This window comes from Stagnihabitans lacustris, assembly GCF_025950525.1.
Classification (GTDB): domain Bacteria; phylum Pseudomonadota; class Alphaproteobacteria; order Rhodobacterales; family Rhodobacteraceae; genus Stagnihabitans.
The window spans coordinates 195,404-208,000 of record NZ_JAPDGS010000002.1 but is presented as its reverse complement, the minus strand read 5'-3'; the positions used below and the strand labels follow the sequence as shown (position 1 = coordinate 208,000).

Annotated in this window: 10 protein-coding genes and 1 tRNA gene; 6 read left to right on the top strand and 5 right to left on the bottom strand. The window is 67.1% G+C overall.

The window, feature by feature from the left end; genetic code table 11:
- Positions 1-41: 41 nt before the first annotated feature.
- The 3 genes from NX862_RS05580 to NX862_RS05570 are packed head-to-tail and all read right to left on the bottom strand — an operon-like array spanning position 42 to position 3,035.
- On the bottom strand, positions 42-1,169 hold the full coding sequence (locus NX862_RS05580) for a sensor histidine kinase (protein ID WP_264492895.1): 1,128 nt from the start codon (positions 1,167-1,169) through the stop codon (positions 42-44).
- Positions 1,166-1,837, bottom strand: coding sequence for a response regulator transcription factor (locus tag NX862_RS05575; RefSeq protein WP_264492894.1), 672 nt, complete (start codon positions 1,835-1,837; stop codon positions 1,166-1,168). Before NX862_RS05575 ends, NX862_RS05580 begins: the two co-directional genes overlap by 4 nt.
- Complete coding sequence (locus NX862_RS05570; protein ID WP_264492893.1) at positions 1,818-3,035, bottom strand: DUF4153 domain-containing protein; 1,218 nt, start codon at positions 3,033-3,035, stop codon at positions 1,818-1,820. Before NX862_RS05570 ends, NX862_RS05575 begins: the two co-directional genes overlap by 20 nt.
- A gap of 156 nt (positions 3,036-3,191) precedes the next feature.
- Between NX862_RS05570 and NX862_RS05565 the strand changes: the two genes are divergently transcribed.
- From NX862_RS05565 to NX862_RS05555, 3 genes are read left to right on the top strand one after another with little or no spacing between them, the layout of a single operon-like run.
- Positions 3,192-4,238, top strand: a complete 1,047-nt coding sequence (locus NX862_RS05565) for an efflux RND transporter periplasmic adaptor subunit (RefSeq protein WP_264492892.1) — start codon at positions 3,192-3,194, stop codon at positions 4,236-4,238.
- Positions 4,235-5,245: an efflux RND transporter periplasmic adaptor subunit gene (locus tag NX862_RS05560; RefSeq protein ID WP_264492891.1), complete on the top strand. Its 1,011-nt coding sequence runs from the start codon at positions 4,235-4,237 to the stop codon at positions 5,243-5,245. Before NX862_RS05565 ends, NX862_RS05560 begins: the two co-directional genes overlap by 4 nt.
- Positions 5,242-8,280 (top strand): efflux RND transporter permease subunit, encoded by a 3,039-nt coding sequence (locus NX862_RS05555; protein ID WP_264492890.1) that lies wholly within the window; start codon positions 5,242-5,244, stop codon positions 8,278-8,280. Before NX862_RS05560 ends, NX862_RS05555 begins: the two co-directional genes overlap by 4 nt.
- Here the strand turns inward: NX862_RS05555 and NX862_RS05550 are convergent.
- A complete protein-coding gene (locus tag NX862_RS05550; protein ID WP_264492889.1) occupies positions 8,258-9,034 on the bottom strand; it encodes a hypothetical protein in 777 nt (258 codons plus the stop codon). The genes NX862_RS05555 and NX862_RS05550 overlap by 23 nt on opposite strands.
- Entirely contained in the window at positions 9,031-9,918 is an 888-nt protein-coding gene (locus tag NX862_RS05545) for an NAD(P)-dependent oxidoreductase (RefSeq protein ID WP_264492888.1), read from the bottom strand. The genes NX862_RS05550 and NX862_RS05545 overlap by 4 nt, the downstream gene beginning before the upstream one ends.
- Before the next feature lie 155 nt (positions 9,919-10,073).
- On the opposite strand from NX862_RS05545, the gene NX862_RS05540 reads away from it, so the two are divergent.
- From NX862_RS05540 to NX862_RS05530, 3 genes are all read left to right on the top strand, one after another.
- Positions 10,074-10,149, top strand: a tRNA-Thr gene (locus tag NX862_RS05540).
- Positions 10,150-10,369: 220 nt separating this feature from the next.
- Positions 10,370-11,779 (top strand): hypothetical protein, encoded by a 1,410-nt coding sequence (locus tag NX862_RS05535; protein WP_264492887.1) that lies wholly within the window; start codon positions 10,370-10,372, stop codon positions 11,777-11,779.
- Positions 11,779-12,597 (top strand): hypothetical protein, encoded by an 819-nt coding sequence (locus NX862_RS05530; RefSeq protein ID WP_264492886.1) that lies wholly within the window; start codon positions 11,779-11,781, stop codon positions 12,595-12,597. The genes NX862_RS05535 and NX862_RS05530 overlap by 1 nt, the downstream gene beginning before the upstream one ends.

The following is a 12,597-nucleotide window of genomic DNA, read 5'->3' as shown; positions in this document are numbered from 1 at the left end:
GGGCACGTGCCCCCGGGCCCCGTTGACCCGGTCATCGGCCCCTAGCCGAAGCGGATGCAAAAGACCGCGCCGCCGGGCGCGGGTGGCGCCTGGGGCTTCTCCAGCGTGATGGCGGCCCCATGCGCCGCCAGCAGGTTGCGCACCACGGAAAGGCCCATGCCCGTGCCGCCGCCCTCGCGTCTTGTGGTGAAGAACGGGTCGAACACCCGCGCCGCGTTGCCCGCAGATATCCCCGGCCCGTCATCGGCCACCTGCAGCCAGCCGGGCCCGGCCGCCAGATGGACATGCCGCGCCCCGGCCTCATGGGCGTTGCGGAAAAGCTGCGTCAGGACAATCCGCAGCCCCTCGGCAGCCAGAGGCAAGGCGATATCGGCCCCGGAAAGCGTGACGCGCAGGCCGGGAGCAATGCCGTCGAGGATGGAGGGTATAGCCGCGGGGACGGAGGTGCCCTGATGGGCCGGAAGGCCCCGCTGTGCCTTTTTGTCCGGCCGCGAACCCGCGCCGAGGACCGGCCTGTCGGGTCGGCCCAAAAGACTGCCAGAGGGTTCCGGGCCCTTGGGCGGCAAGTCCAGAACCCCCATCACCAGAACCCCCATCACCTCGGGCCCCAAAACCTCGGCAAGCGTCGCCTGTCCCTGCCACAAGACCTCACGCGCGCGGGCCGCGGCGCCGAGGGCGGCAAGCTGCGTTTCGATCTGCCGGGCCGCGCCCTCGATCGCGGCGACCAGGGGGCGGTCGGCCTCGGTGACGTCCTCGGCCAGCATCTCGGCCGCGGCGCGGATCGCGGAGACCGGCGACTTGATCTCATGCGTGACATGGTCGGTAAAGCTGCGGATCGTCGCTTCGCGGTCGCGCAGGCGTTCGGCCATGGCGATGACGCGGCGGGCTGTGGCGTGAATTTCGCGGGTGCCGAAATGGGCGGGGGGTTGGTCCATATCCTCGGCGTAACGACCCAAGGCCTTGATCGGACGCAGCAAAAGCCGCAGCAAAAGCCAGCCCAACACCAGGGTTGCCAGCGCAATCCCCAGGCCCAGACCCGCCGCGGCCAGCTTGAACCCCGTGACCGGCCCCAGATACCGCAGCGCCACCAGACCGGCAAAGGACAGGGCAAGCGTCCCGCCCAAAGCCCCGCCAAGCACCAGCGCAAGAGAGGGGCGCCAGCGCCTCATCCGCAAGGCCCCAGCCGCATGCCTTGGGCATGGACCGTCTCGACCGCGGCGGGAAGCCCGGCCTCGGCCAGCTTGCGGCGCAGGTTGCGCAGGTGGCTGTCCAGCGTCCGGTCGGCGACCTGCGACCCCGGCCCCCACAGCGCCACGACCAGGGCCGCCCGCGACATCAGCCGCGCGGGCTCGGACATCAGCGCGGCCAGAAGCGCGAATTCGGTGGCGGTCAGGGCGACCTCCGCCCCCGCGACCCGGCAGATCCGCGCCTTGAGGTCCAGCGCCAACGCGCCCTGTCGCAGCTGGGGCGCCACCGGCCCAGCCGTCCGCTTCAGGATCGCACGGACCCGCGCCACCAGCTCTCGTGGAGAAAAGGGTTTGGTCACATAGTCATCCGCCCCCATCTCGAAGCCCAGAACCCGGTCGATCTCGTCGTCCCGCGCCGTCAGGAACAGGATCGGCACATCGGAACCCGCACGCAGCCGCCGGCAGGTCTCCAGCCCGTCCATCTCGGGCAGGCCAATGTCCAGGATGACCAGGTCGGGCGCCTCGCGGGTGGCATGGGTCAGGGCCGTGCGGCCGTCGGCGGCCAGGATCACGGCATGGCCCGCGCGTTCCAGCGCCAGGCGGACGAGGTCGCGCAAACGGGGGTCATCATCAACGAGCAGGATCTTCATGGGCCGCAACTCTATGGGCGACCGACCAGCCGCGGAAGCCCCATTCCTGCCAGTGGTCGATGCGCGGCGGGGCGCTGCAAGCGTCGCTCCAGCCATGAACGGCAAAGGCGGCGGCGGCCATCGGGCCAAGGCCGCAGATGTAGTAGAGATCCGGATCGGGGCGCGACAGGTTTTCAGCCGCGATCACCCCCGCGAAATTCACGAAACCGCAGACATAGAGCGTCCCCAGCCCCAGCGCCGCCGTCCGCCGCAACATCCAGCCGTTGGGATGCCCCCGCAGCACCTGCCACAAGCACAGCGCCAGGCCCAGCGCCACCAACCCCATCCAGATCGCCGCATGGACCCGCAGATAGCTGAGCCCCCAGGCCTGAACATAGCTCTGCAACCGCAGCGCCGCCGAGCCGGTCAGGGCGATGTTCTGCACCAGCCAAAGGATCAAAAGCGGCCGGATCAGGTTGTTTTCGTTCAGGAAGGGCCGGGCGGCCAGGGCGAAGGCTCCGGCCAGAAGCGCGGTGGCCAACAGGGGATAGGCACCGCGATGGGCAAAGGTCGCCAGGCTTATCCCGGGCGGCGGACCGGACAGGACGACCTGAAGGTCGAAAGCCATCTGTGCGCCCAGGGCGAGGTTGAACAGCACCAGCGCCCGCAGGACCGAACCCGCGTTCAGCCCCAGGCCTGGCAGGTTTGGGGCCCTCGGGTGCCACTCGGGCGGCGGGGCGGCCAGGAAGGGCAGGACCGCCAAGGCGAGCCCCGCCCAGAAGGCCAGCCGCAAGGGCAGATCACCCAGGTCAGGCGTCAGGGCCCGGGCGATCAGCGGATTGGCCTGCCCCAAAAGCGAGACGAGCACCAGACTGCCGCCCAGCGGAAAGGCCCAGTTGCGCCAAAGCCCCGGCCCCAACTGCACCCGCCAGCCCGGTCTGACCCGCGGCAGGTGGCGCAGAAACCCCAGCGCGCCCCGTGGCCCGACCTTGGCCAGCACCATCCCGGCCAGCAAAAAGCCCACCGACAGCGGCTGCACCAGGTCGATCGCGGGCAAGGCGCCCACCGCGAACCAGCCCCAATGCCGCGCCCCCGACACGGCCAGCACGGCAGCGGCGAAAAGCACCAGAGCGATCCCCGGCGACAGGTCCCAAAGCAGAAAATCTCCGAGGAGGACAAGGATCAGGAGGGCAAGGCCCCCGGGTGGTGTGGCGGTCATCGGCGCTTCCTTTTTCAGGTGGAGACTGCGCCCAGACTGCAAGGTCTGCCGTGCAGAAGCGGATGTGCAAGATTGCAGAAACCGTGCAGTCACGTCGCGCTTGCCAAGGGGGCTTTGGGCTCCTAACCAGAAGGGAAACAACCCAAGGTGTGTGCGATGCGCTCTGTCCTGCCCATGGTTCTTGCCAGCCTTGCCCTTGGTCCGGCGGCCCGCGCCGATGTGCCCTTGCCCGTGCAGGTCGTGACGGTCGCCGTGACGCCCGAGGTGCTGGATTACCGCCTGGCCGGCACGGTCGAGGCGCCGGACACGATCTCGGCCGGGTTTCGCGATGGCGGGCGGATCGTGTCGGTCGCGGTGCAGGTGGGCGACCACCTGGCCAAGGGCGACGAGATTGCCCGTGTCGATCCGACCCAGGCCGAGGCCGCCCATGAGGCGGCGGCGGCGCAGGCCCTGGGTGCCGAGGCGGCCTTGACCCAGGCGCAAAGCGTGCAAGCAAGGGTTGCGGCGCAGTTGGCGGGCGGGGTGGCGACGCGCGCCGATCTGGACGCCGCCGAACAGCAGTTGACCGCGGCGCGCGCGGCCCGGGATCAGGCCGCGGCCCAGGTTGCCAAGGCGCTGCGGGCGGTCGACGACACGGTCTTGCGTGCGCCGGCCGATGTGATCGTGACGGGCCGCACCGCCGAAGAGGGCCAAGTGACCGGCGCCGGTCAGACCGTTGTGACGCTTGCCGCCGATGCGCGGCGGGTGGCGGTGTTTCACGCGCCCGACAGCGTGGACGCCGGGACCTTTGTCGGCCAGACCATCGACCTTGCGGTGATCGAAGGGACGCTGACGCTGAAGGCGCGGCTGACCGAAGTGTCTCCGGTGGTCGATGCGGCGACCGGGACCGTCCGCGTCAAGGCCGAGGTTCAGGACCCGCCGCAGGATCAGCCGCTGTTGGGGACGCCGGTCCTGGGTCATGTGCGCATCATCAAGCCGCCGGTGATCCATCTGCCCTGGCAGGCGCTGACCGCGACGGCCCAGGGGCCTGCGGTCTGGCGCGTTGATCCGGCGACGATGGCGGTCGCGTTGGCGCCTGTCACCGTGGCCTCTTATGGCGCCGACGAGGTCCTGGTGTCGGCGGGGCTTGCGCCAGGGGATCTGGTGGTGGGGGCGGGGTCGCAAAGCCTTTACCCCGGTCGCGTGATAGAGGTTGCGCCATGAAATACCTTGTTCTTCTGATGCTTGCCCTGCCCGTCCATGCCGAAGTGCGCCCCGTGGTGACAGAGATCGTTTCGGCCGACGCCCTGCGCGCCCGCAGCTTTACCGGCGTGATCGAGGCCGAACACCAAAGCGCGCTGGCCTTTCAGACCGCGGGCCGCGTGGCGCAACTGGGCCTGGCGGTGGGCGACCGCGTGACCAAGGGTCAGCTTTTGGCGACGCTGGATCAGGTGACACTGGACGAGGATGTGACGACGGCCCGGGCCGCCCTGTCCTCGGCCCAGGCGGCGGCAGAGCTTGCGGCCGCCAACTTCGCCCGGGTGACAGAGCTGAACGCGCGGGGCGTCGCCTCGGTTCAGGGGCTGGATGCGGCGCGGCAGGGGCGTGACACCTCGGCGGCGGGGGCGGAGGCGGCGGCGGCAAACCTGCGCCGCGCGCTGGATGCGCTGGGGTTCGGCGCCCTGACCGCGCCCGAAGACGGCGTCGTCCTGTCCATCGCGGTCAAGCCCGGGACGGTCGTGGCGCCGGGAACCGCGGTCGTGACCCTGGCGCTTGGCACCGGGCGCGAGGCGGTGCTTGACCTGCCCGCCGACTATCTGTCGCTGGTGGACACCGGCAGCCCCTTTACCCTGTTTTCGCGTGTCACCGATGCCGCGCCCCTGACCGGCCACCTGCGGCTGATCGAACCCGTGGCTGAAACCGCGACCCGGTCGCGTCGGGTGCGCGTCACCCTGCCCGAGGCGCCCGACCTGTGGCGCATCGGCGCCCTGGTGCGGGCCGAACTGGCCGAGGGCGGCGCCCCGGTCATCACGCTTCCCGACTCGGCCATCGCGGATGGCGCGGTCTGGGTCGTGGATGCCCGTCGCCACGCGCAGAAAACACCGGTCACGGTCGGCGCCCCCCTGGGCGACCGCGTGGTCATCGCCCAGGGCCTGACCGCGGGCCAGGAAGTCGTGGTCAGGGGCGTCAACTCTTTGACCCAAGGTCAGGAATTGGGAGCACGGGAATGAAGTTCAACCTGTCGGATTGGGCTTTGCGCCACCGGTCCCTTGTCTGGTATCTGATCCTGGTGTCGGTCCTGGCCGGGGCGATTTCCTATACACGGCTGGGGCGCGAGGAAGACCCGGCCTTCACGATCAAGACGATGATCGTCCAGGCCTCTCTTCCCGGCGCCACGGCCGAGGAAACCGCGACCCAAGTCACCGACCGGATCGAGAAGAAATTGCAAGAGCTGGGCAGCCTCTTGCACACGCGGTCCGTCACCTATCCGGGCCTGACTCTGGTCTATGTCGACCTGCGCGACGACACGCCGGCCGCGCAGGTTCCCGCCACCTGGACCCGCGTCCGCCAGATGATGAGCGACATCCGCCCCGAGATGCCCGCCGAATTCGCTGGCTTTGGCTTTAACGACGATTTCGGCGATGTGTATGGCAATATCTATGCTTTTACCTCGGACGGCTTCACCCCGCGTGAGGTCGAGGACCGGGTAGAGGCGATCCGCTCGGACATCCTGCGGCTGGAGGATGCCGGCAAGGTGGATCTGATCGGCACCCAGGATCAGGTCGTCCATATCGAGTTTTCCAGCCGCAAACTGGCAGCTTTGGGGCTGGATCAGGCGGCGGTGCTGACCTCTTTGGCCGCGCAAAACGCCATCGTGCCCTCGGGCATGGTGCGCACCGGGGCGGAACAGATCCTGGTCCGGGTCACGGGGCAATTCACCTCGGTTGACGCGGTGGCGGATACGAATTTGCGTGTGGGCGACACCTATTTCGCCCTGTCCGATGTGGCCGAGGTCACGTCGGGCTATGTCGACCCGCCCTCTTCGGTGATCCGTTTCAACGGCGCCCCGGCCATCGCGCTGATCGTGGGCATGAGGGCGGGCGGCAATATCCTGGACTTTGGCGCCCAGCTTGAATCGTTGATGGAAGGGGTCGCGGCCCGCCTGCCGGTCGGGATCGAGATGCACAAGGTCTCGGATCAGCCCAAGGTCGTCGAAGACTCGGTCAGCCACTTTTTGCGCGCCTTGATCGAGGCGGTGGTGATCGTGCTGGCGGTCAGTTTCGTGTCGTTGGGCATGCGGGCGGGGTTGGTCGTCACGCTGACCATCCCCTTGGTGCTGGCCATCACCTTTGTCGTGATGGAGCTGATGGGGATCACGCTGCAGCGCATCTCGCTGGGGGCGCTGATCATCGCGCTGGGGCTGTTGGTCGATGACGCGATGATCGCCATCGAAACCATGATCGCGCGGCTGGAGGCGGGGGACGACATCAAAAAGGCTGCCAGCTATGCCTGGACCTCAATCGCCTTTCCCATGCTGTCGGGCACCTTGGTGACGGTCGCGGGCTTTATCCCCATCGGGTTCAATGCGTCGAAGGCGGGGGAGTATACGATCTCGTTGTTTTACGTCATCGCGATTTCGCTGGTGGTCAGTTGGGTCGTGGCGGTGCTGTTTGCGCCCCTGCTGGGGGCCTCGCTTTTGCCCGCCCGGATGGCGCATCATCAGGCCAAGGTCGGCCGGATGCGGCAGGGCTTTCGCCGCGTGCTGACGGCGGTGATGCGGGCGAAATGGCTGACCATCGGGGCGACGGTGCTGCTGTTCGGCGTGTCGGTCTATGCGATGCGCTTTGTGGAGCAGCAGTTTTTCCCGACCTCGGACCGGCCGGAACTGATCCTGGATGTGACCCTGCGCCAGAACGCGGCCTTTGCCGGGACGGATGCGGTCATGGCGGGGCTGGATGATTTCCTGGCCCGTCAGGACGAGGCGCAATATTGGACGACCTATGTCGGCCGGTCGGCCCCGCGGTTCGTGCTGGCCTTGGACGTGCCGGCCCCCGGGCCGCATATGGGGCAAATCGTGGTGATGACCGCCGATCTGGCCGCGCGCGATGCGCTGAAGGCCAAGGTCGAGGCCCATGCCCGGACCCTGACCGGCGTCGAGGTCTTCGCGAAATATCTGGAGCTTGGGCCGCCGGTGGGCAAGCCCGTGCAGTTCCGCATCCAGGGGCCCGACCCGCAGGTCCTGCGCGACCATGCCCGCGACCTTGCGGCGGTGGTGGCCGGGGACACGCGGCTGAAGGCGGTCAGTCTGGATTGGTCCGAGCCTGCCCGCGTCGCCCGCGTCGTGCTGGATCAGGACAAGTTGCGCCAATTGGGCCTGACCCAGACCGATGTGGCCCAGGCGCTGTATACGCTTTACGATGGCGCCACTGTGACGGAACTGCGCGACGGCCGCGTCCTGATCGACGTGGTGGCACGCGGGGCCGAGGATGACCGCGGGTCGCTGACCGGGTTGCAAAGCCTGCAGCTTGGCAATGCCTCGGGCGTGGCGATCCCGTTGCAAAGCTTTGCCACGATCGAATGGACGACCGAACAGCCGCAGATCCAGACCCGAGACCGGATGCCCACGATCACGGTCAAGGCCGCGATTGCGACCTCGGCCCAGCCTGCGACCATCGTCACCGCGCTAGGGCCCAAGGTGAAGGAATTCGTCGCCACCCTGCCCGCTGGTTACACGGTGGTGACGGGCGGCGCGGTGGAAAGCTCTGGCGAAAGCCAGGCCCCCATCGTCGCGGTCGTGCCGGTCATGCTGTTGGTCATGCTGTCGCTGGTCATGGCACAGGTGCAAAGCTTCCGGCTGATGTTCATCGTGCTGGCCGTGGCGCCTTTGGGGCTGATCGGGGTGGTCGCCGCACTTTTGCCCTCGGGCGCGCCCCTGGGCTTTGTGGCGATCCTTGGGGTGCTGGCGCTGATCGGCATCCTGATCCGGAATTCGATCATCCTGGTCAACGAAATCGAGGTTCTGATCCAGGAGGGCGCCTCACGCTGGCAGGCGGTGCTTGGCGCCTCGGACAGCCGGGCGCGGCCGATCCTGTTGACGGCGGCGGCGGCCTCATTGGCGCTGATCCCGATCTCGCGCCAGGTGTTTTGGGGGCCGATGGCCTATGCGATGATGGGGGGGATCATCGCGGGCACGCTGATCACGCTGCTGTTCGCCCCGGCGCTGTATTGCGCGGTCTATCGGGTCAAGCCAGAGCCGCAGCCGTAAGCACCAGGTCATCGGCGAACCAGCGCGCGGCCAGGATCACGCCGCCCACCCGTGCGGCGGGCAGGCCAAGCGCGGCCACCAGCCCCGCCATATCTGGCGGCAGAGCGACAAGGGGGCAGGCGTGCAGCGCCACGGCCCAGTCGGCCCGCGCCCTTGGTCGCAAGGCCAGCGCCTCCGGTGCCTCGGCGGCCCAGGCCTGGCCGAAGTCGGGCCAAGGCGGGACGAATTCCGTGACATCATAGCCCCTGAGCGTAAAGGGCAGGGCCGCACCGATCACGCGCGCGGCCGGTTGCGCGGCCACGGGCAAGGGCACCTGATCGGGGTCCTCCCACCGCCGGAGGCTGGCAGGCTGCAGGATGCGGCGCAGGTCGCGTGGCTTTGGAGCGCGGACCGCCGGCACTTCTGACAGGGCGCGAAACGCCCCCTCCCCCGGGTGACGGGGCAAAAGCCCGAAACTCGGCCGAAAGGTCAGGGGCGCTTGCAGGGCGGTCCCGTCCCAATCTGCGATCACCTCGAAGGGCGCAGGGCCGTCCGTGGCCATCGCCCCCGCGCGGGTCAGGTTTTCGGCGACCAACCCGCTGCCCTGAAAGGGAATACCGCACAGAAAGGGCGCATCGCCCGTCAGCCGCTTTTGGGCCGCTTGGGCGTCGGCCTGGGCGTCCCAGGCCTGCAGCACCTTGGCCACCGTCAGCGCGCCGGTCTGCAAGGCGTCCGAAAGCGCCTCGATAGACAGCGCCCGGATCTCCTCGGTCATTTCGGCTCCATGTCCAGCCCATTGGCGCGGCCGACGAACAGGGGCAGATGCGGCACGTAATCGGCATCGCCCGCGCCCCCGGTCGCAAGCGCCGCCACGAAGGAATTCTTGACCGCGTTGCCGACCGGATTGGCGACCCCCGCCGCGTCGGCCATCGCCTCCAGATAGCGCAAATCCTTGGCAGCATTGGACAAGGTGAACTTGTGCGCCTCGCGGTTGCCTTCGATCATGTAACCCATGAAGGTCTGGTAAAACCCGCAATCCATCCGCCCGCCGCGGATCACCTGATCAAAGCGCGGCGGAGAAATCCCCACCTTCTGCGCCAGAACCAGGGCTTCAGAGTAAAGCGCGGCATAGCCCAAGGACAGGAAATTGTTCAGAAGTTTCATCCGGTGCCCATCGCCCGGCCCGCCGATATGAACAATCTTGCCGGCAAAGGCCGAAAGCACCGGTTGAACCCGGGCAAAAACCGCGTCACTGGCGCCGACCATCACGTCCAGCGTCCCGGCCCAGGCCTCCTTCGGCGTGCGCGACAGCGGTGCGTCGACCAAAGTCACGCCCCGCGTCGCCAGCTCTGCCGCCAAGGTCGCCGTCGAAACCGGGTCCGAGGTCGAGCAATCGACCACCACGGCCCCCTCGCGCAGATGCGGCGCCATCTGCCGCACCAGGCTTTCCACCTGCGGCGAGCCCGTCACACACAGCACCACGATGTCACAGCCCGCGACCTGCGCGATGGAGCCCTCGACCGCACCCTTGCCCACCAGGTCCTCGACCGCGGTCCGGCTGCGATGCGCGGCCACCGTCAGCGGCCAGCCCTTTGTGACCAGGTTATGCGCCATGCCATGACCCATGAGGCCGAGGCCCAGAAATCCGATACGTTCCATCTTGGTCTCCCTTTGGCCCAGCGTGGCCTTGCGACGGCGTGATGGCAAGCCCCGCCGCAGATCGGGCGGGTTGTCGGATTTATGCCCTTGAAACCCCGGCGCGGGACTGCTAATCGGATCGCAACCTGCGGGCCTTGGCCTGGCAGGGCGACAGGGCCGGTGTAGCTCAGCTGGTAGAGCACGTCATTCGTAATGATGGGGTCGGGGGTTCGAGTCCCTTCTCCGGCACCAGTCGCCACAATAGCCGCGCAATCTCAACAGGTTGCGCGGCTTTTTCTTATCCTATCCCCCTATTTTTCCCCTTCTGTCGGCGCGTTGGTCAGTGAAGGACAATCGGTCCAAAATGCGTTTAGGGAAGACGGATCGCCTTGCAGCACTGGACATGCATCTATCAATGGCCATCCCACCAAAGTGCCGTTAACATGTTGTAAATACTTTCTCGCGAGGCAGCATGTTTGACCGTTTGAAGTCGGTGTTCCGGTCCGACGATTTCATCCCGACCTCTGCCATCTTCCCAAGCATCGATTCCGAGAAGATCGCCAAGGACCTGAAGCTTGCCGAGCAGGGCTCGTCCCGTGGCCGTGAGAACCAGCCGCCCGCCGATGCCAAGGACTTCGACCATATCGAGACCGGGATCATCGAACGTATCGAGGAGCTCCGCCGCAAGGGGATCGAGAATTTCGAGACCAATCGCCGGGTCTATAACGAGCGTCTCGCTCGGGCGGGCTCGGCCACAAAGGAGGTGGAGGTCGCAGCGGGAACAGCCAAGGGCGAGTTCGGGCGGCAGGTGCAGGTCTGGCAATCTGCCATTGAAGGCCCACGTGAGCGGCTGACCGACACGTTCAAATGGCGCGGCCGCTACCGGGCGATCAACCGGCTGGAGCGCCCCGCAAAGGAGTTCGAGGGCTGGGTCAAGGTCTTTTCTCTCGCCATCATCCTCATCGTGCTCGAGGCCGGGATGAACTCTTACCTTTTTTCGCAGGGCAACGAATTCGGGCTTTTGGGCGGGCTCCTGGCGGCCGCCATCGTCTCGGTCGTGAATGTCGGCGGCTCGGCGCTCTTGGGTTACATGGCGCGCTATATCAACCGCCGGAACTGGTTTCTGAAGTTCGGCGGGCTGTTGTTCGTCTTCGCCTGGATGGGCTTTGCGGTCACGATGAACCTCGGTGTCGCGCATTTCCGCGACGGGCTAGAGGCGGGCGTGCTGTGGCGACAGGCGGCGGGGCAGGCGGTTCCTGCATTGATCGCGCATCCCGTGGAATTGGCCTCGATCGAGTCCTGGCTGCTGGCGGTGATTGGGGTGATCATCTCGACGCTCGCCTTCCGCAAGGGCTGGCATACCGATGACCCGCATCCGGGCTATGGAAGGGTCGAGCGCGCGGTGAAGGTTGCCCGCGATCACTATGTCTCAGAGTTGGACCTTGCGCTGGACGACCTGGCCAAGACGCGGGACGGGGCGATTGCTGACCTGCAGGACGCCAACGAGCAAGTCCGCCAGGGCATCGGCGAGGCCATCGACACCCTATTCGGTCAAAGCACGCTCGGCGCGCATCTGCAGACCTTCATGGAGCAATGCGACGTCAAGGTCGCCCATCTTTTGGCGACCTATCGCGACGCCAATCGCTCGGCTCGCACCGAGCCTGCGCCGAAGTCCTTCGACAAGGCCTTCAAGTTCCCACCCTTCAAGCTGCAGGCCATCGAGACTTCGCGCCGCGACACCGCCGAGGCTGAGGCTGCCAAGGTGACTGCCACCGTCGAAGGGGCCGTGCGCGACATCTTCCAGCAGTTCGAAGAGGCCCGCAAAGCCTTCGACGTTGCCCGCGTCGTCCAAGCCGCCGAAGAGACGGGGAGGTCTTCCTGATGGCCCGCCGCCGTCCATCCAATTTCCGCAGCCGCCGCAGCAAGGGCGGCAGCCCCCTGCCCTATGCCTTGGGTGCCGTGGTCGCCCTGGGGCTGCTCGGCGGCGCTGGTTGGTGGATGAGCCGCACCGCCTCGACTATGGCTGTCGACGCAGCACTTTGCCCGCTGTCAGGACCGGTGGCCGAGACCGCGATCCTATTCGACCTGACCGACCCGATGGCGCCGGCGCAAACTGCACAGCTGCGGCAATATCTGGAGGGCGAATTCGCCGGGGCGGCCGTGGGAACCCAGTTCACAATGGGTGTGGTCAGCGAGGATCAGGCGCTTTGGGGCGCGACCGATCCGCTCTGCAAACCCGCCTCGGTCAAGGATGTCAGCAGCCTGACCCAGAACGTCACCCTGGTGCAGAAACGCTTCCAGGAACGCTTCCAAGACCCACTGCAAGTTAATCTTGACCGGATGATCTCGGCCTCGGGTGCCAAGACCTCGCCGATTATGGAGAGCCTGCAAGCACTGGTCGCGGACACGCCGGGCTTCCTGACCTATGCGGGGCCACGTAAGTTGATTCTTGTCTCGGACCTGTTGCAGAACAGCGATGCGATGAGCTTTTACCGCGGCGAGGATTGGCAAAGCTTCCAGGCCTCCCCTGCCTTTGCCCGGCTGGGCCGGACGCTGGACCGGGTCGATGTCACGATTTTCGCCGTCCCCCGCGAGGTCGCAACGCTGAAGGACCCCAAGGCGGTTGAGGACTTCTGGATCCGCTATTTCGAGCTGCAGGGCGCCAACCTGCCCAAGCTCCGCTCTCTCGGGGATCTGTGA

Coding starts and splice junctions, on each gene's coding strand:
- NX862_RS05580 (WP_264492895.1), bottom strand. CDS start 1,169: ATGAGGCGCTGGCGCCCCTCTCTTGCGCTGGTGCTTGGCGGGGCTTTG.
- NX862_RS05575 (WP_264492894.1), bottom strand. CDS start 1,837: ATGAAGATCCTGCTCGTTGATGATGACCCCCGTTTGCGCGACCTCGTC.
- NX862_RS05570 (WP_264492893.1), bottom strand. CDS start 3,035: ATGACCGCCACACCACCCGGGGGCCTTGCCCTCCTGATCCTTGTCCTC.
- NX862_RS05565 (WP_264492892.1), top strand. CDS start 3,192: ATGCGCTCTGTCCTGCCCATGGTTCTTGCCAGCCTTGCCCTTGGTCCG.
- NX862_RS05560 (WP_264492891.1), top strand. CDS start 4,235: ATGAAATACCTTGTTCTTCTGATGCTTGCCCTGCCCGTCCATGCCGAA.
- NX862_RS05555 (WP_264492890.1), top strand. CDS start 5,242: ATGAAGTTCAACCTGTCGGATTGGGCTTTGCGCCACCGGTCCCTTGTC.
- NX862_RS05550 (WP_264492889.1), bottom strand. CDS start 9,034: ATGACCGAGGAGATCCGGGCGCTGTCTATCGAGGCGCTTTCGGACGCC.
- NX862_RS05545 (WP_264492888.1), bottom strand. CDS start 9,918: ATGGAACGTATCGGATTTCTGGGCCTCGGCCTCATGGGTCATGGCATG.
- NX862_RS05535 (WP_264492887.1), top strand. CDS start 10,370: ATGTTTGACCGTTTGAAGTCGGTGTTCCGGTCCGACGATTTCATCCCG.
- NX862_RS05530 (WP_264492886.1), top strand. CDS start 11,779: ATGGCCCGCCGCCGTCCATCCAATTTCCGCAGCCGCCGCAGCAAGGGC.